This window comes from Nocardioides jiangxiensis (assembly GCF_030580915.1).
GTDB classification, from domain to species: Bacteria; Actinomycetota; Actinomycetes; order Propionibacteriales; family Nocardioidaceae; genus Nocardioides; species Nocardioides jiangxiensis.
In genome coordinates, this window is the sequence record NZ_JAUQTA010000001.1 from 1548685 (window position 1) to 1566187 (window position 17503).

Consider the following 17503-nt stretch of genomic DNA (forward strand, 5'->3'; position numbering starts at 1 on the left):
TCGCTCCTCTCAGGTGGCAGGGGCGTCGCCGGTGCGGGGCTGGACCAGGGGTCCGTAGAGCTCCGGCCGGCGGTCGCCGAGGTGGGTGTTGTCGGCGCGCGAGGACGCGAGCCGGGCCGGGTCGATCTCGGCCATCACCAGCTCGTCACCGGAGCCTGCACGGGCGAGGTCGGCACCATCGGGGCCGACCACGCAGCTCTCGCCGCAGTAGGTGAGCGAGCCTTCCGACCCACTCCTGTTCGCATAGGCGAGATGGACCTGGTTCTCGTAGGCGCGCGCGGGCACCAGGGTCCGCGCGACCACCTCGTAGGGGCGCATGAGCGCCGTGGGCACGGCGACGAGGTCGGCGCCGGCGAGCGCGACCGCCCGGACCGACTCCGGGAACTCGACGTCGTAGCAGATCAGGATGCCGACGGTCAGGCCGTCGAGCTCGGCGAGCGCGCCGAGCGCGTCCCCCGGCGTGTACGTCGACCAGTCGACGTCGCCGTACAGGTGCGCCTTGCGGTGCTTCGCCAGCACGGAGCCGTCGCGGTCGACGAGCGCCGCGCTGTTGAAGACGCGCCTCCCCTCGCGCTCGGGGAAGCCGTAGAGGACCGCCAGCCCGGCCTCGGCCGCGATCCCGGCGACCGCCTCGGACCACGGGCCGTCGGCCGGCTGGGCGAGGTCGGCGACGCCGGGCACGTTGTAGCCGGTGGTGAAGGCCTCGGGCACGACCAGCAGGCGTGCGCCGGCGTGGGCCGCCTCGAGCGCGCGCTCACGGAGCCGGCCGAGGTCGGCCGAGCCGGTCTGCCAGACGGCGATCTTCATGGCTCGTCGCTCCTCAGCGGCCCTGGAGCGCCATGAGGGAGACGAGCTCGTACGCCACGTGGGAGGCGGCGACCGCGGTGATGTCCGCGTGGTCGTAGGCCGGGGCCACCTCGACGACGTCGGCGCCGACGATGTTGGTGCCGGCCAGGCCGCGCAGGATCGCCAGCAGCTCGCGGCTGGTGAGGCCGCCGGCCTCCGGCGTACCGGTGCCGGGGGCGTGGGCCGGGTCGAGGCAGTCGATGTCGATGGAGATGTAGAGCGGTCGGTCGCCGATGCGCTCCCGCAGCGCCTGGACGACGGCCGGGACGCCCTGGTTCATCACGTCCATGGCCGAGGTGATGCCGAAGCCCATGCGGGCGTCGTCGGTGAGGTCGTCCCTGGAGTAGAGCGGGCCGCGGATGCCGGCGTGGGCCAGCGCCTCGGTGTCGAGCAGGTCCTCCTCGAACGCCCGTCGGAACGGCGTGCCGTGGGTGTAGTCGGCGCCGAAGTAGGTGTCCCAGGTGTCGAGGTGGGCGTCGAAGTGGAGCAGTGCGACAGGACCGTGGCGACGCTTCATCTCGCGCAGCAGCGGCAGGGCGATGGTGTGGTCGCCGCCGATCGTGACGATCTTCGAGCCGGCGTCGAGGAGGTTCGAGGCCCCCTCCTGCACGGCGTCGAGCGCCTCGGGGATGTTGTAGGGGTTGCAGGCGATGTCGCCCGCGTCGGCCACCTGCACGGCGGCGAACGGCGAGACGTCGAGACCCGGGTGGTAGGGCCGCAGCAGGCGGCTGGCCTCGCGGATCTGGGCGGGCGCGAAGCGGGCACCGGGCCGGTAGGAGACACCGCTGTCGAACGGCACGCCCATGACCGCGATGTCGGCGCGGCCGACGTCCTCGAGGCGGGGCAGGCGGGCGAACGTCGCGATGCCGGCGAAGCGGGGCGTCTTCGAGGAGTCGACGGGGCCGACCGGGGTGCTGGTCGGGGTGGACGGCTCGGACATGTCGGGGTCTCCGATCTGGTGGGTGGAACGAGGGGCCGCGGCTCAGCCGCGTGCGGGCAGGGCGGGCGAGAAGACCCAGAGGACCTGGGTCGTGCCGGTCTCGAGGGTGCTGCGGAACGTGTGCTGGGCGTGCGGCGCGAAGGTCAGGGTGTCGCCCTGCTCGAGGACGATCTCCTCGTCCTTCAGGGTGACGGCCAGGCGACCCGACACGACGAAGACGAACTCGACGTCGGCCGGCAGGCTGTACGGCTCCTCGCCGCTGCCGCCGCCCGGCTCGATCTCGCTGAGGATCGCCTGGAGCCGCTGCTCTCCGCGCGGGGTCAGGAGGAACTCCGTCATCCCGACTCCGCCGAAGTTGATGGCCGGGTACGCCGCGCGGCGTACGACGTCGCCCGAGGGCGCGTCGAAGAGCTCGCCGACGGAGATCTGCAGCGCCTCGCAGATCCGCATGAGGGTCGCGACCGAGGCGGTCGCCTGGTCGCGCTCGATCTTGGAGAGGAAGCCCTTGGTGATGCCGGCGGTGTCTGCGACCTCCGCGAGCGTCATGCGGCGGGCCTGGCGCACGGCCTTGAGCTGTGCGCCGAGCTGGGCGCTCTCGGGCTGCCGGGCCTCGGTTGCCGTCATGGCTCGCTCCTCCTCGTGGATCGCGTGCATCGCGTGTCTCCGGGGTCGACGACGTGACGGGCGCCACGTCGTGGTGACAGCATGAAACACCATCACCTCGTCAGGAAACAAGGGTTGACAGTCGGGAAACTCCCGGTACATGCTCGGGTGACCCAGGACACACGCCCCGCTGTCCGGTCCCCGCTCTCGGCACCCGCACCGCCCCCGGCTCCATCCCCGACACCCCGAGGTGAACCCGCATGAACCCGCTCCTCAGCCGCCGCCCCGTCGCCCTGCTGGCCGCCGCGGCGGCCACCTGCGCCCTCGCCACCGCGTGCGGCAGCAGCGACTCCGCCTCCCCGAAGGCCGACTCCTCCATCGCGACGCAGAAGCAGGACGCGGCCCTCAACGCCAAGCTGCCGGCCGACATCCGCAAGGCCGGCGTCATCAAGGTCGGCACCGAGGCGCAGTACCCGCCGTTCGAGTCGCTCGCCGACGACAACAAGACGATCGTCGGCCTCGACCCCGACCTCGCCGCTGCGATCGGCCAGGTGCTCGGCGTCAAGCTCGTCTACACCAACATCGCCTTCGACGGCCTGCTCCCGGCGCTCGACGCCGGCCGCTTCGACATGATCCAGGCCGCCGTCACCGACACCAAGGTCCGCGAGAAGCAGTACGACTTCGTCGACTACTTCATGACCGGCCAGGCCATCGTCGTGAAGAAGGGCAACCCCGACGGCATCGGCGGTGTCTCCGACCTCTGCGGTCGCGCGGTCGCCGTGCTCAAGGGCTCGACCCAGCTGAAGATGCTCGACGGCTTCAACGACAAGGAGTGCGCGGGCAACGCCATCAAGGTGACCGCGCTCCCCACCGACAAGGACGCCCTCCTCCAGCTGCAGACCGGCCGCGCGGACGCGACGTTCACCCAGGACGCGGTCGGCGCCTACAACGTGAAGAACATCGGCGGCGGCAACCAGTTCGAGATCGCCAACTCCGAGGCCCTGCTCCCGACCCCGGTCGGCATCGCCTTCACCAAGGCCGACACGCAGCTGCGCGACGCCGTCAGCGCAGCCATCGCCGAGGTCATCAAGAGCGGTGCGTACGACGAGATCCTCGCCAAGTACTCGCTGAGCGGTGGCGCGGTCGACGCGCCCGCCGTCAACGGCGCGGTCGACTGACCCCGACACCCAAGGACCCAGCAGCCATGAGCACCACGTCCTCGCTCGAGACCCCGGGGGCGCCCGCTGCCGCCCGGGCTCCCGAGCCGATCAAGGCGGTCCCGATCCGCCACTACGGCCAGTGGGCCACCGCCGTCGTCGTCATCGCGGTCGTCGGTGGCCTGGCCTGGTCGGTCGGCACCAACGATGCGATCCAGTGGAACGTCGTCGGCGACTACATGTTCCGGCCCGAGATCTTCCACGGCATCGGCATCACGCTCGCCCTCACGGCGTTCTCGATGGTCGCCGGCGTCATCGGCGGCATCCTGCTGGCGGTCATGCGCCTCTCGGGCAACCCGGTCCTGCGCACGGTCAGCGCCGGCTACCTGTGGATCTTCCGCGGCACGCCGGTGCTGGTGCAGATCGTCATCTGGTTCAACCTCGGCCTGGTCTTCCCGACGATCGGCATCGGCTCGTTCAGCGCGAGCACGAACGACCTGATCAGCCCCTTCGGCGCCGCGCTGCTCGCGCTGGCGCTCAACGAGGCGGCGTACATGGCCGAGATCGTGCGCGGCGGCATCCTCTCGGTCGACCCCGGCCAGACCGAGGCGGCCCACGCGCTGGGCTACAGCGGTCCGAAGACGATGCGGCTGATCGTCCTCCCGCAGGCGATGCGCGTGATCGTCCCGCCGACCGGCAACGAGGTCATCACGATGCTGAAGACGACGGCCCTCGTCTACGCGATCGGCGCGCAGGACCTCTTCACCGAGGCCTACAACTTCGGCAGCAAGAACTTCACCCTCTTCGAGATGTACCTGGTCGCCAGCTTCTGGTATCTCGTCATGACCACGGTCCTGACCACCCTCCAGTCGCGTCTGGAGAAGAAGTACGCCAAGGGCAGCCACGCCGTCACGACCCGCACCGGCGGCATCACCCGCCTGTTCTTCCTGCGCAACGCCGAAGGAGGCCTCCGATGAGCGCCGTCATGGTCAAGGCCGAGAACGTCCACAAGTCCTTCGGCCACGTCGAAGTGCTCAAGGGCATCGACCTCGAGGTGAAGAACGGCGAGGTCTTCTGCCTGCTGGGTCCGTCGGGCTCGGGCAAGTCGACGTTCCTCCGCTGCATCAACCACCTCGAGCAGGTGACCGCCGGCCGGCTCTCCGTCGACGGCGACCTCATCGGCTACCGCCAGGTGGGCGAGAAGTTGCACGAGATGAAGCCGAAGGAGATCGCCGCCCAGCGCCGCGACATCGGCATGGTCTTCCAGCGCTTCAACCTGTTCCCGCACCTGACCGCGCTCGAGAACGTGATGCAGGCGCCGGTCAAGATCCGTGGCGTCGCGAAGGCGGAGGCCCGCGACCAGGCACTCAGGCTCCTGGACCGGGTCGGCCTGTCGGAGCGGGTGGACAACTACCCGGGCCAGCTCTCCGGCGGCCAGCAGCAGCGCGTGGCCATCGCCCGCGCGCTGGCGATGAAGCCGAAGCTGATGCTCTTCGACGAGCCCACCTCGGCGCTCGACCCGGAGCTCGTGGGCGAGGTCCTCGACGTCATGAAGGACCTGGCCAGGGAGGGCATGACGATGATCGTGGTCACCCACGAGATCGGCTTCGCCCGCGAGGTCGCCGACACGGTCGTGTTCATGGACGGCGGCGTGGTCGTGGAGGCCGGCTCGCCCGAGCAGGTGATCACCAACCCCCGCCACGAGCGGACGAAGTCCTTCCTCTCCAAGGTCCTCTGAGGATGGACCAGCGGCCGGTGGCGGTCTACGCGGCGCTCGACGACGACCTCGGGCCCGGCATCGCCACGCTCGAGGCGGCCGGCTTCCGGGTCGTGGTCGCCGGGTCCGACGAGCCGTCGGACCTGGCGGCCGCCGCCCCCGAGGCCGTGGCACTGCTGGTCGGCTACGGCCGGGTCGACGACGCGGTGCTCCGCGCGCTTCCCGCGCTGCGCGTCATCTCGCTGATGTCGCAGGGCCACGACAACGTGGACCTCGCGGCATGCACCCGCGCCGACGTCCAGGTCGCGCACCTGCCGCCGGTCGCGACCGAGGAGGTCGCCGTCCACGCCTGGGCGCTCAGCCTCGCGCTGGTCCGGCAGCTGCCGTTCTACGGACGGGCCACCGCGGCGACATGGCTCGACCGGCCCCGCTTCGCGCCGCGTCGTCTCTCGGACCTGACCGTCGGCGTCGTCGGCACCGGCCGTATCGCCGAGCGGTACGCCGCCCTCGCGCGCGGCCACGTCGGGTCTCTGCTGAGCTGGTCGCGCAGCGGTCGCTCCCTGCCCGGTACTGCCTCCCTCGCGGACCTGCACGACCTGGCCGCGACCTCCGACGTCGTCTCGCTCCACCTGCCCCTGTCGGGCGAGACCCACCACCTCGTCGACGACGCCTTCCTCGCCGCGATGAAGCCCGGCTCCTGGCTGGTCAACGTCGGGCGCGGAGGCCTCGTCGACTCCGCGGCGCTCGCCCGCGCCCTGGACAGCGGCCACCTCGCCGGTGCCGCCCTCGACGTCCTCGACGAGGAGCCGCCGTCGCCCGGCCACCCGCTCGCCGGCCGTGACGACGTACTCCTCACCCCGCACGTCGGCTGGTTCTCCGCCGAGTCCGAGCGCGGCTACGCCGTCGAGCAGGCGGCCAACGTCGTCGCCTGGCTGCGGACCGGCGCCGTCACCCACCCCGTTTCCTGACCCTCCCGAGGAGCACGCCATGGACGCCACCGAGTACGACCTGCGCTGCCAGCTGGCGGCGGTCTACCGCCTCGTCGCGCACTACCGGATGACCGACCTGATCTTCACGCACATCTCCCTGCGCCTGCCCGGGCCGGACCACCACTTCCTGATCAACCCCTACGGCCTGCTCTTCGAGGAGATCACCGCCTCGAACCTGGTGAAGATCGACGTCTCCGGCGAGAAGGTCGAGGAGTCGCCGTACCCGGTCAACCCGGCCGGCTTCGTCATCCACTCGGCGATCCACGCCGCGCGCGAGGACGCCCTGTGCATCCTCCACACGCACACCCGCGCCGGGTGCGCGGTGGCCGCGCAGAAGCACGGCCTGCTTCCGATCAACCAGATCAGCATGGAGTTCTTCGGCCGCACCGCGTACCACGACTACGAGGGCGTCGCCCTCTCCCTCGACGAGCAGGAGCGGCTGGTCGCCGACATGGGCGACAACGACGTGATGATCCTGCGCAACCACGGTCTCCTCACCGTCGGGCGTACGCCGGGCGAGGCGCTGCTGCGGATGATCAACCTCGACAAGGCCTGCCAGATCCAGGTCGACGCGCTCGCCGGCGGCGCCGAGCTGGTGCTGCCGTCGGACGAGCTCGCGACCCGGACCGCGGCCCAGCTCGTCGGCCAGGACACCGAGGGCGACGACTTCGTCGACACGATGGCGCTCGACCTCGCGTGGGAGGCGCTCTACCGCCAGGCCGAGCGGATCGGTCCGGACTTCCGCGACTGACCGGCCGGGCGGTCGGAGGTCTTCCGACCTCAGACCGGCTGGACGTCAGTGAGCGCCGCCTCCGCGGAGGTGCGCCGGCCGCCGCGCTGCGCCGCTGCACCGGCGAGCACCACCACGGTGATGCCGACCAGCTGGCCGACCGACGGTGTCTGGTCGAGCAGGACCGCGCCCCACACCAGGCCGATCGCCGGCTCGAGCGCCATCAGCGTGCCGAACGCCGTGTGGGTCATCCGCCGCAGCGCCAGCAGCTCGAGGACGAAGGGCAGCACGGGCATGAGCAGGGCCAGCACCGCGGCCTCGGCCAGCAGGGCCGGCGTCAGGTGGGCAGCCGCCTTGGGTACGCCGACCACCGCGACCGTCAGCGCCGCGATCGGCACGGTCATCGACAGCGAGCCGATGCCGGTGAACCGGTCACCGATCCGCTGGGTCAGCAGGATGTAGCCGCCCCACCCGCCGCCGGCGAGCGCCGCGAAGCCGAGGCCTGCGACGTCCACCTGCCCCCGCCACGGCTCGGTCATGAGCACCACCCCGACCAGGGCCAGGGCGGGCCAGACCAGCGCCCGGCGGTGCGGGCTGCGCACGGCGGCGACGGTGAGCGGGCCGAGGAACTCGACCGCCACGGCCATGCCGAGCGGGATCCGGTCGAGCGCCTCCATGAACGCCACCGTCATGACGCCGGTGGCGATGCCGAGGGCCACCACGACCGGCACGTCGGTCCTGCGCAGCAGACCGAGCGGCGGCCGCTGCACCAGCACGAAGACGACCGCGCCCAGGGCGAGCCGGAGCCAGGCCGTGCCCGGCGCCCCGATCTCCCCGATCATCGGCACGGCGAGCGCGGAGGCGAGCTGCACCGAGAACATCGCCGACACCGCCAGCGCCCACGGCGGCACGACGTCGAGGCGGGGCTCACGCATGACCGCTCCGCCGCTTCTCCCACTCGCCCGCCTCGGCCAGCCGCCTCCGCTGCTGGCGCGCCGCGGCCCGGTCGAGGCCGGTGCCGCGCTCCTCCAGTCGCTGCGCGACGTCTTCGCGCAGGGCGGCCGGCTTGTGATCGTCGTACTTGAACTTCGCCTCGACCCGCACCGGCGTGAGCCGCAGCCCACGGATGCCCGGCAGCATCCGGGCGTACGGCGCCTCCTCGGTACTGACCGCCGCGTGGCGCCCCTCGGGCTGGAGGTCGTCCATCTGCGCGGTGAGGATCGCGGCCTTCCCGGCAGGGTCGTCGACGACCGTCGGCGTGCAGACGAACTGCACGGAGGCGTAGTAGCTCGTCGGGACGCCCTCCTCCTCGGGAGTGCCCTCGCCCGCCCGCCAGTACGACGGCACGAAGGCGTAGTCGCCGATGACGGTGAGGCGGACCTCGGTGCTGGCGGCGAGGTGGCTCCAGACCGGGTTGGGCCGGGCGAGGTGGAGCACGAGCTCGTCGCCGGAGACGGTGAAGTGGGTGGGCACGGTGACCGGCGCCTGCGCGGGGTCGGAGTTGTTGACCGCGAGCAGCCCGAAGCGGTCGCGGCTGGCCAGCCAGGCCTGCCACTCGGCCGGCTCGAGCGCGGCGTCCCAGGGGTGGACCAGCACGTCAGCTCCCCTCTCCGTGGGTGGCGGGCTCGGCGGTCCGCGTCACGCCTACGCCGGGCTCGAAGACCGCGAGGGAGAAGCGTGCGGGTGTGCCCGCCTCGTGGGCGTAGGCGTGCGGGACGTCGCCGGCGAAGGTGAGGGCGTCGCCCTCGCCGAGGCCGACCTCCTCGTCGCCGACGGTCACCACGATCCGGCCCGCGTGGACCTGGAGCAGCTCGCGGGTGCCGGCCGTGTGCGCCTCGCTCTCGTGGCGCTCGCCCGGCCGGAGCTCCCAGTCCCACAGCTCCACCACGTCCGGGGGCTGCGTGCCGGCGACGAGCACGCCGCGTCCTCCGTTGTCGCCGCTCCACAGCGCGGCGCCCTCGCCGCTGCGCACGACCTTGACCGTGCGGTGCTGCGGCGGCTCGACGAGCGCGGGCAGCCCGATGCCGAGCGCGTCGCTCAGCCGGAGCAGCGAGCCGACGCTCGGGTTGACCGCGCCCTGCTCGACGTTGACGACCATGCGCCGGCTCAGCCCGGCCGCCTCGGCGAGCTGGTCGAGCGTCCAGCCGCGTGAGGTGCGCTCGTGGCGCACGCGCGCGCCGATGGCCTGGGCGAGGGCCGTGGTGCTGTCATCCATGCAGTGCACGATAGTGCGCGATCAGTGCACTGCAAATGGGTTATCGGTCGCGGTGCGCGCGCAGTGCCACCCACGCGTCGACGCGCACCTGGGGATCGGCGAGCGAGCGGCCGAGCAGCTCCTCGAGGCGCTGCACCCTGTGGCGGACGGTGTTGCGGTGGACGGCGAGGTCGTCGGCGACCTTGAGCACCGACCCGTGGTGCCGCAGGAAGCTGTCGAGGGTGTCGAGCAGGACCTCGTCGCCGTCGAGCGGAGCGAGCCAGGACGACGCGAACGCCTCGGCGCGACCGCCCTCCAGGAGCGTGAGGACGCCACCCCGGACGTGGTCGGCCCAGGCCGCGACCGGCACCGACGAGGAGGTCAGCGCCAGCGCCTCACCCGCGGTGACGTGGCTGGTGCGCAGCTCCTCGCGGCGTACGGGCTCGCCGATGCCGACGCGCAGGCCGGTCAGCCTCAGCCGGTCCGCGAGCTCGGTCGCATGGGCCGCCCGGACGACGGCGACCAGCTCCGCGACCTCACCGGGCGCGATCGCCGCCAGCGCGGGGACTCCCTCGAGGAGCTCGAGCCCGTCCTCCAGCCGCGGGAGCGTGCCACGACAGCGGAGCACGACCGGAGTGCGCGGCAGCCGCGGCCGCGGGCCGGAGCCGGCACCGAGGAGCACCGCCGCGGTCCGCAGGTCGCCCGCCGCGAGCAGCTCGACGGCTCGCGTCCGCAGGCGCCGGTCGGTCTCGCGGCTCGCGCGGCGGCGCTGCTCGGCCAGGCCCAGCAGAGCGACGGCGGTGGCGACCGTGCTGCGCTCGGTCTCGGTCACGCGGCCGGCGAAGCCCGCGACGAGGTACTGCGTCGGACGGTCGCTGACCCCGATCGGCTGCACGAGCAGCGTGCCGGCCGGGGAGGAGAGGCTCGCAGCAGCGCGAAGCCCCTGCGGCCGCATCTTCACGACGGCGTCGTCGACCTGCGCGAGGTCGAGGAGGTCCGCGCGGTCGCCGAAGGGGCCGAGCACGAGCCCACCACGGGCACCCACCACGGCGGCGAGGCCGCCGACCCCGGCCAGCTCGCGCACCAGCGCGGCCGGGTCGTCCTCGCGCAGCGCGGCCTGGGTGAGCGCGCGCTGGGACTCCAGCGCCGCGCGCGTGGCCGCGTCGTCCTCCTGCTGCAGGAGGGCGGCGAGTGCCCGGCTGATCGCGACGAAGCGCGTGTCACGCGGGACCTCGAAGAGGTCGACGCCATGTCCCCGGCACGCGCGGGCGAGTGCGTCCGGTACCGCGGCATAGGTCAGGCCGACGGCCACGCCGATGGCGACGACGCCGGCGTCGGCCAGGCGTCGCACGTAGCCGTCCCACTCCTCCGACCAGGCCGCGGTCTCGAGGCCCGTGGTGAGCAGCACCTCGCCGCCCTCGAGGAACGGCGCCGGGTCGTCGAGCTCGCTGGTCGCCACCCAGCGCACGTTCTCCCCGCGGCGGCGGTCGACGACGGGCACCAGGCCGAGGGAGCGGTCGTCGAGCAGGCGGGCGAGCGTGGCCATGGTGCCAGTCTCGCACAGGGAGCATATTCAGAATGTGCGGATCTGCCATGCCTTGGCCTGCCCGACCAGGCCTAGCGTCGACGGCGTACCCCAGACGTCGAATGCGCGGAGGACGCCATGACCACCATCACCCCCGAGGCCACCTCGCCGGCCGCCACCACCGGCGGCCCCGCCCTTCCCCAGGAGCGGCGTCTCGTCACCGCGATCCCGGGCCCGAAGTCGCTCGAGCTGCAGGCCCGCAAGAGCGCCGCGGTCGCCGCCGGCGTCGGCACCACGCTGCCGGTCTACGTCACCGCGGCCGGTGGCGGCGTCCTCGTCGACGTCGACGGCAACTCGCTGATCGACCTCGGCTCCGGCATCGCCGTCACCACCGTCGGCAACGCCGCGCCCAAGGTCGTCCAGGCGGTCCAGGACCAGGTCGCGGCGTTCACGCACACCTGCTTCATGGTCACCCCCTACGCCGGGTACGTCGAGGTGGCCGAGGCGCTCAACCGGGTCGCCCCCGGTGACCACGAGAAGCGCAGCGCGCTCTTCAACTCCGGCTCCGAGGCCGTCGAGAACGCGGTCAAGATCGCCCGCAAGTACACCGGCAAGACGGCCGTCGTCGTCTTCGACCACGCCTACCACGGCCGCACCAACCTGACGATGGCGATGACGGCGAAGAACATGCCGTACAAGGACGGGTTCGGCCCGTTCGCCTCCGACGTCTACCGCGTCCCGCTCTCCTACCCCTACCGCGACGCCGGTGCCGACGGTCCTGTTTCGGGGGCCGCTGCTGCCGCCCGCGCCATCGACCAGATCGACAAGCAGGTCGGCGCGGGCAACCTGGCCGCGATCGTGATCGAGCCGATCCAGGGCGAGGGCGGCTTCATCGTCCCGGCCGACGGCTTCCTGCGCGGCCTGGCCGAGTGGTGCCGGGCCAACAACGTCGTCTTCGTCGCCGACGAGGTGCAGACCGGCTTCGCCCGCACCGGTGCGATGTTCGCCGTCGAGCACGACGACGTCGTGCCCGACCTGATCGTCACCGCCAAGGGCATCGCCGGCGGGCTGCCGCTCTCCGCGGTCACCGGCCGCGCCGAGATCATGGACTCCGCCCACGTGGGCGGCCTGGGTGGCACCTACGGCGGCAACCCGCTCGCCTGTGCCGCCGCCCTCGCCGTCCTCGAGACGATCGAGTCCGAGGGCCTGGTCGAGCGCGCCGCGAAGATCGGCGACCTGATGAAGGGCCGCCTGCACGCGCTCCAGGAGCGCGACGCCCGGGTCGGCGACGTCCGTGGTCGCGGCGCGATGATCGCGGTCGAGCTGGTCAAGGCCGGCACGACCGAGCCCGACGCCGACCTCACCAAGCGGGTCGCCGCGGCCGCCCACGAGCGCGGTGTCGTCGTCCTCACCTGCGGCACCTACGGCAACGTGCTCCGCTTCCTGCCGCCGCTGTCGATCAGCGACGCGCTCCTCGAGGACGCCTGCGACGTGCTCGACGAGGTCTTCGAGGTGACCGCGTGACCGCCGTCGCCGACGCGCCGGCCATCGCGCCGGGCGCCTCCGTCCTCGCCGACGCACGGGCGCAGCTGAAGACCGCCACCGACGTGCTCGGCTACGACGAGAGCCTCTTCTCGATGCTCGCCACGCCGCGCCGCGAGGTCACCGTCTCCATCCCGCTGCGGCGCGACAACGGCACCTCGGAGGTCCTCATCGGCCACCGCGTGCAGCACAACTTCTCCCGCGGCCCGGCCAAGGGCGGCCTGCGCTACTCCCCCGACGTGACGCTGGACGAGGTCCGCGCGCTGGCCATGTGGATGACCTGGAAGTGCGCCCTGCTCGACGTGCCCTACGGCGGCGCGAAGGGCGGCGTACGGATCGACCCGCGCGAGCACTCGCAGCCCGAGCTGGAGCGTGTGACCCGGCGCTACACCTCCGAGATCTCCCCGCTGATCGGACCCGAGCGCGACATCCCGGCGCCCGACATCGGCACCGACGAGCGCACGATGGCCTGGATGATGGACACCTACTCCGTCCAGCAGGGCCACACCGTCCTCGGTGTCACCACGGGCAAGCCGATCAGCCTCGGTGGCTCCCTGGGCCGGGCCACGGCTACCTCGCGCGGCGTCGCCCACGTCGCGTTCGCCGCGCTCGCCGACCGGGGCATCACGGTCGCCGGCGCGACCGCCGCTGTCCAGGGCTTCGGCAAGGTCGGCCGGTACGCCGCCCGCTTCCTCGCCGAGGCCGGCATGAAGGTCGTCGCGGTGTCGGACCAGTACGGCGCGATCGCCGACGAGAAGGGACTCGACATCCCCGCACTCGAGGCGCACGTCGAGGCCACCGGCTCCGTCGTCGGCTTCGCCGGGTCCGACGAGCTCGAGGGCGCCGCGATCCTCGAGCTCGAGGTCGACCTGCTCGTGCCCGCCGCGGTCGAGGGCGTCCTGCACGCCGGCAACGCCGAGCGTGTGAAGGCGAAGGTCATCGTCGAGGGCGCCAACGGCCCCACCAGCCCGGAGGCCGACGAGGTCTTCCGCCGCAACGGCATCCTCGTCGCGCCGGACATCCTGGCCAACGCCGGTGGCGTGGTCGTCTCCTACTTCGAGTGGGTGCAGAGCAGCCAGGCGTTCTGGTGGTCGGCCGACGAGGTGGAGTCCCGCCTCGCCGCTCGCATGGACATCGCCTGGCGCGACGTCAACGCAGCCGCGCGCCGCCTCGACCTGCCGCTGCGCGACGCCGCCACCGTCCTGGCCGTCGAGCGCGTCGCCCAGGCCCACCTGCAGCGCGGCCTCTACCCGTGACGGTCTGACCTGTCCCTTCCCGCCCCGAACCCGGAGACTTCCCGATGACGATCACCCCCAGCCGCACCGGCCTCGTGCCGGCCTCGGTCCACGCCACCATCACCCGCCTCGACCCGGAGCACGGCCAGCACATCGCCGGCGCCGGACTCGCCGCCGGATCGGGTGCCACCTTCGACGTGCTCGACAAGGCCACCGGTGACCACCTGGCCACCTTCGCCGACGGCGGGGCCACCGAGGCCACCGCTGCCGTCGACGCTGCTGCCGCGGCGTTCCCCGGGTGGGCCGCGACGGCCCCGCGGGTGCGCGCCGAGGCGCTGCGCACGGCGTTCGCCCTGATGGTGGAGCGCTCCGAGGAGCTCGCCGCACTGATCGCCGCGGAGAACGGCAAGTCGCTCGCCGACGCCCGCGCCGAGGTCACCTATGCGGCGGAGTTCTTCCGCTGGTTCGCCGAGGAGGCGGTCCGGCCCGAGGGCGACTTCGCCGAGTCGCCGGCCGGAGGCACCCGCACGATCGTCACCAGCCACCCGGTCGGCGTCGCCGCCCTCGTCACGCCGTGGAACTTCCCGGCCGCGATGGCGACCCGCAAGATCGGCCCCGCCCTCGCCGCCGGCTGCACGGTGGTCCTCAAGCCGGCCACGGAGACCCCGCTCACCGCGCTCGCCGTGGCGCGGATCCTCGAGGAGGCCGGCGTCCCGGCCGGCGTCGTCAACGTCGTCACCGGCACCGACCCGGGCGCCATCGTCGGCACCTGGCTCGCCGACTCCCGGGTCCGCAAGGTCTCCTTCACCGGCTCCACCGGCATCGGCCGGCTGCTCCTCGGCCAGGCGGCCGAGCGCGTGGTCAACAGCTCGATGGAGCTCGGCGGCAACGCCCCCTTCGTCGTCGCCGCCGACGCCGACCTCGACGCCGCGGTGGCGGGCGCGATGATCGCCAAGTTCCGCAACGGCGGCCAGGCGTGCACCGCCGCCAACCGGTTCTACGTCCACGCCGACGTGGCCGACGCCTTCACCGCGAAGTTCGGTGCCGCCATCGAGGCGCTGCACGTCGGGTCGGCGTTCGAGGAGGACACGGCGATCGGCCCGCTCATCTCGGCGAAGGCGGTCACCAACCTCTCCGCGCTGGTCGAGGACGCCGTCGCGCGCGGCGCCCGGATCAGCCACCGTGCCGGGACCAGCCCGCTCGAGGGCCACTTCTACCCGCCGACGCTGCTCGTCGACGTCCCCGCCGACGCCGAGATCGTGCGCACCGAGGCGTTCGGCCCGGTCGCCCCGATCGTCACCTGGACCGACGAGGCCGACCTGCTCACGCAGGTCAACGACACCGAGTTCGGCCTGGCCTCCTACGTCTACTCGCGCGACCTGCGGTGGGCGCTCAAGCTCGCCGAGCGGATCGAGGCCGGCATGGTCGGCGTCAACCGCGGTGTCGTCTCCGACCCGGCCGCGCCCTTCGGTGGCTACAAGCAGAGCGGCATCGGTCGCGAGGGCGCCCGCGAGGGCGTGCGTGCCTTCACCGAGACGCAGTACTTCTCCGTGGACTGGAGCTGATCCGCGTGCACGTCACCGACCGCCTGAGCGTCGCCGCCGACGACCTGCGCCGCGACACGGTGCTCCAGGCCTTCGAGCTGCTGCGGCGCCGGGTCGCCGTCGAGTGCACCGGAGCCCCCGGTGCCTCGGCGGGCTTCCCGTCGCTCCGCTTCCACGCCCTCCCGCAGGAGGCCGGCACCCTGCACGTGCGGGCACACGTCGTCGACGCGGGCAGCCGCTGGCAGCGCGTCGTCTACGACGCGACCTTCCGCCCGCTCGCCTCGACCGGTACGCCGGAGACGCAGCTCGTCGCCCGCGCTGTCGGGCAGACGTGCGCGCTGCCCGCCGGCACCCCGAGTGTCGTGCCGGCCCAGCGGTCGGGCCGGGAGCAGCTCGCCACCGCCTGATCCCGCCTGATCCCGCCTGATCCCGCGTCAGTCGCGGCGCGCCTCCAGCGCGAGGCAGAGCGCCGCGACGTCGCGCGGCCGGTCGAGCCGGCGCCCGGTCTTCTCCTCGAACCGGCGCAGCCGGTGCCGCACCGTGTTGGCGTGGCAGGAGAGCCGGGTGGCGGTCTTGGTGGCGGAGCCGCCGACCTCGACCCAGACCTCGAGGGTCTCCAGCAGCGTGTAGCGCTCGGCCTCGGCGAGGGAGTCCAGCGGTCCCAGCACGTCGTCGGCGACCCGGCCGAAGACGTCGCCGCTCGCGGCGACCGCGATGCCGACCGGGTCGTCGCCGAAGCGGAGCACCCCACCCGCTGCGGGTGCCGCCGCAGCCGAGAGCCGCGCCAGCTCCAGCGCGCGGGCCGCGCCGGTCAGGTCCTCGAAGACCGGGCTCACCCCTACCCGGGCACGTCCCTCGGCCTCGAGCACCTCGACCACGCGCTCCACGTGGACGGTGCCGGCGTCGATGATCCCGACCTGGACGTCAGGCAGCAGGCGCCAGGTCGACCGGCAGCCGACGCGCGCCAGCTCCGTCTCCACGCCCACCAGCGCCGAGCGACCCGGGGCCGGGAGGACGGCGGCCGCGACGACGTAGGTGCCGGCCACGGGCAGGCCGAGCAGGTCGGCCACCTCCCAGAGCGTGCGGCGGTCGACCACCGTGCCGCTGAGCAGCGCCTCGACGAGCGCCGTCCGCTCCGCCTCCCGGCGGACCAGCTGCGCGGTCAGGGTGGCGTTGTACGCCGCCGACATCGCCTCGGTGAAGACGTCGTTGGCGACGACCGCGTCTGCCGCTGCGCCCACGACCAGCTCGGCCGGGATGCCCCGACGTGCGCACTCGTCGGCGACGTGCTCCCACATCGTCCGGAACCCGACCCGGTACGCCGCGAGCACGGCCGGCAGCGGCACCCCCGCCTCGGCCCGTCGTACGCCGGTCGCGGCGGCGGGCGCCGGGTCGCCGACGACGCCGCGCGCCAGCCCGTCGATGACGAACCGGAGGTTCTCCTCGCAGCTCGCGGCCAGGTCGTCGAGGGTCACCACGCCGCTCTCGCGGTAGAAGTCGATCCGCTCGCGCACCTGGTGCGCCACCTCGACGCTCCGCTCGCGCAGCGTGCCGAGCAGGACCGCGGTGAGCCCGCCGAGCCGCTGCTCGACGGGGCCTGGTCCGGGGTCGACGGCATCGGTCGGGCTGGTCATGGCACGACAGGCTACGAGCCCGGCCCGGCGGCACGGACGCCGTTGTCACGATCCACAGCCAACGTGCCGTGCCGTTGTGAAAAGTGAACGGCGTCACATCTGTTCATGGTGCTCCGCGCTCCCTATTGTCGATGAGCGCGGCTGTGCCGCCTCTCGGACTCCTCGCTCACACCGGAAGGCGCCCATGGACACCGACAGCACGGACCTCACCGCCGAGGAGCAGGTCGCCCGGTGGCGGGCGCTCGCCAGCACCCGGCCCGTCGACGCGGCCGCCGCCGCGTGGGACCGGATCCTCGAGCTCCAGGAGCTCGGTCGCAGCGACCGCAAGCAGGCCGACGCCCTGCTCAACGAGCTCTTCCGGGCCGGCTCGCCTGCCCGGGGCCTCGACGGTCCGACCGACGGGATCCTCGTGCTGACCACGACCACGGCGCTGACCGACGCGGCGCTCACCGCGCTCACGTCGGTGTGGATGCCGTGGGAGGGCAAGCGCTTCGACGCCGACACCCAGTCCGGCGACAACCGGATGACGGACGAGGCGACCGTGGTCAGCAAGGTGCTGTGGCCGCTGTACTCCATGAAGGACACCCCCGCCGGCAAGGTCGCCTTCAACTTCACGACGTACGTCGAGTCGGGCAAGGACGACCCCGACCGCGAGGTGATGGTCATCGACTACGCCGACGTCAAGGACAACCCGCGGCTGCTGATCCGGAGCATCCGCGACGAGCTGGTCGAGCTGGTCGACGGCGCCTACCTCGGCAAGGTCCTCTACCGCCTGCCCACGCGCTCCTACGCGAAGCTCGGCTACTTCGCGCTCCGCACCTGAGCACCTGCACCCCCGCACGTCCGC

At 72.8% G+C, this 17503-nt stretch carries 18 protein-coding genes; 10 read left to right on the forward strand and 8 right to left on the reverse strand.

The annotated features are described in order from the left end of the window. Positions 1 to 9: 9 nt before the first annotated feature. The 3 genes from Q5722_RS07520 to Q5722_RS07530 are packed head-to-tail and all read right to left on the reverse strand — an operon-like array spanning position 10 to position 2410. Positions 10 to 807: a carbon-nitrogen hydrolase family protein gene (locus Q5722_RS07520; RefSeq protein ID WP_305027592.1), complete on the reverse strand. Its 798-nt coding sequence runs from the start codon at positions 805 to 807 to the stop codon at positions 10 to 12. A gap of 13 nt (positions 808 to 820) precedes the next feature. Beyond that, positions 821 to 1786 (reverse strand): agmatinase, encoded by a 966-nt coding sequence (gene speB / locus Q5722_RS07525; protein ID WP_305027593.1) that lies wholly within the window; start codon positions 1784 to 1786, stop codon positions 821 to 823. Between the two features lie 42 nt (positions 1787 to 1828). Beyond that, positions 1829 to 2410: a helix-turn-helix domain-containing protein gene (locus tag Q5722_RS07530; protein ID WP_305027594.1), complete on the reverse strand. Its 582-nt coding sequence runs from the start codon at positions 2408 to 2410 to the stop codon at positions 1829 to 1831. A gap of 239 nt (positions 2411 to 2649) precedes the next feature. Here Q5722_RS07530 and Q5722_RS07535 point away from each other — a divergent pair, with 239 nt between their 5' ends. Genes Q5722_RS07535 through Q5722_RS07555 form a run of 5 tightly spaced genes read left to right on the forward strand, consistent with a single transcriptional unit; the run spans position 2650 to position 7003 of the window. Then, positions 2650 to 3567 (forward strand): ABC transporter substrate-binding protein, encoded by a 918-nt coding sequence (locus Q5722_RS07535; protein ID WP_305027596.1) that lies wholly within the window; start codon positions 2650 to 2652, stop codon positions 3565 to 3567. 26 nt (positions 3568 to 3593) lie between these two features. Then, positions 3594 to 4523 (forward strand): amino acid ABC transporter permease, encoded by a 930-nt coding sequence (locus Q5722_RS07540; protein ID WP_305027597.1) that lies wholly within the window; start codon positions 3594 to 3596, stop codon positions 4521 to 4523. Beyond that, positions 4520 to 5284: an amino acid ABC transporter ATP-binding protein gene (locus tag Q5722_RS07545; RefSeq protein WP_439652481.1), complete on the forward strand. Its 765-nt coding sequence runs from the start codon at positions 4520 to 4522 to the stop codon at positions 5282 to 5284. The genes Q5722_RS07540 and Q5722_RS07545 overlap by 4 nt, the downstream gene beginning before the upstream one ends. Positions 5285 to 5286: 2 nt before the next feature. Further along, positions 5287 to 6231 carry an NAD(P)-dependent oxidoreductase gene (locus tag Q5722_RS07550; RefSeq protein ID WP_305027598.1) on the forward strand — a complete coding sequence of 315 codons (945 nt, stop codon included), beginning with the start codon at positions 5287 to 5289 and terminating at the stop codon, positions 6229 to 6231. 19 nt (positions 6232 to 6250) lie between these two features. After that, positions 6251 to 7003 carry a class II aldolase/adducin family protein gene (locus tag Q5722_RS07555; protein WP_305027599.1) on the forward strand — a complete coding sequence of 251 codons (753 nt, stop codon included), beginning with the start codon at positions 6251 to 6253 and terminating at the stop codon, positions 7001 to 7003. 29 nt (positions 7004 to 7032) lie between these two features. Here the strand turns inward: Q5722_RS07555 and Q5722_RS07560 are convergent, their stop codons facing one another. From Q5722_RS07560 to Q5722_RS07575, 4 genes are read right to left on the reverse strand one after another with little or no spacing between them, the layout of a single operon-like run. Beyond that, a complete protein-coding gene (locus tag Q5722_RS07560) occupies positions 7033 to 7917 on the reverse strand; it encodes an EamA family transporter (RefSeq protein ID WP_305027600.1) in 885 nt (294 codons plus the stop codon). Beyond that, a complete protein-coding gene (locus tag Q5722_RS07565) occupies positions 7910 to 8578 on the reverse strand; it encodes an FMN-binding negative transcriptional regulator (RefSeq protein WP_305027601.1) in 669 nt (222 codons plus the stop codon). Before Q5722_RS07565 ends, Q5722_RS07560 begins: the two co-directional genes overlap by 8 nt. 1 nt (position 8579) lies before the next feature. After that, positions 8580 to 9197 carry a helix-turn-helix domain-containing protein gene (locus Q5722_RS07570; protein WP_305027602.1) on the reverse strand — a complete coding sequence of 206 codons (618 nt, stop codon included), beginning with the start codon at positions 9195 to 9197 and terminating at the stop codon, positions 8580 to 8582. A 40-nt stretch (positions 9198 to 9237) separates the two neighbouring features. Further along, a complete protein-coding gene (locus tag Q5722_RS07575; RefSeq protein WP_305027603.1) occupies positions 9238 to 10722 on the reverse strand; it encodes a PucR family transcriptional regulator in 1485 nt (494 codons plus the stop codon). A 117-nt stretch (positions 10723 to 10839) separates the two neighbouring features. Between Q5722_RS07575 and gabT the strand changes: the two genes are divergently transcribed. Genes gabT through Q5722_RS07595 form a run of 4 tightly spaced genes read left to right on the forward strand, consistent with a single transcriptional unit; the run spans position 10840 to position 15429 of the window. Further along, positions 10840 to 12225 carry a 4-aminobutyrate--2-oxoglutarate transaminase gene (gabT, locus tag Q5722_RS07580; protein WP_305027604.1) on the forward strand — a complete coding sequence of 462 codons (1386 nt, stop codon included), beginning with the start codon at positions 10840 to 10842 and terminating at the stop codon, positions 12223 to 12225. Next, the gene (locus Q5722_RS07585; RefSeq protein WP_305027605.1) at positions 12222 to 13499 is read left to right on the forward strand and encodes a Glu/Leu/Phe/Val family dehydrogenase; all 1278 of its coding nucleotides are present in this window, start codon (positions 12222 to 12224) and stop codon (positions 13497 to 13499) included. Before gabT ends, Q5722_RS07585 begins: the two co-directional genes overlap by 4 nt. Positions 13500 to 13543: 44 nt before the next feature. After that, positions 13544 to 15043, forward strand: coding sequence for an NAD-dependent succinate-semialdehyde dehydrogenase (locus Q5722_RS07590; RefSeq protein WP_305027607.1), 1500 nt, complete (start codon positions 13544 to 13546; stop codon positions 15041 to 15043). A 5-nt stretch (positions 15044 to 15048) separates the two neighbouring features. Then, on the forward strand, positions 15049 to 15429 hold the full coding sequence (locus Q5722_RS07595; RefSeq protein ID WP_305027609.1) for a hypothetical protein: 381 nt from the start codon (positions 15049 to 15051) through the stop codon (positions 15427 to 15429). 27 nt (positions 15430 to 15456) lie between these two features. Here Q5722_RS07595 and Q5722_RS07600 read toward each other — a convergent pair whose 3' ends face one another. Beyond that, complete coding sequence (locus Q5722_RS07600) at positions 15457 to 16656, reverse strand: PucR family transcriptional regulator (protein WP_305027610.1); 1200 nt, start codon at positions 16654 to 16656, stop codon at positions 15457 to 15459. Positions 16657 to 16840: 184 nt separating this feature from the next. Here Q5722_RS07600 and Q5722_RS07605 point away from each other — a divergent pair, with 184 nt between their 5' ends. Further along, complete coding sequence (locus Q5722_RS07605; RefSeq protein WP_305027611.1) at positions 16841 to 17479, forward strand: hypothetical protein; 639 nt, start codon at positions 16841 to 16843, stop codon at positions 17477 to 17479. Positions 17480 to 17503: the final 24 nt, after the last annotated feature.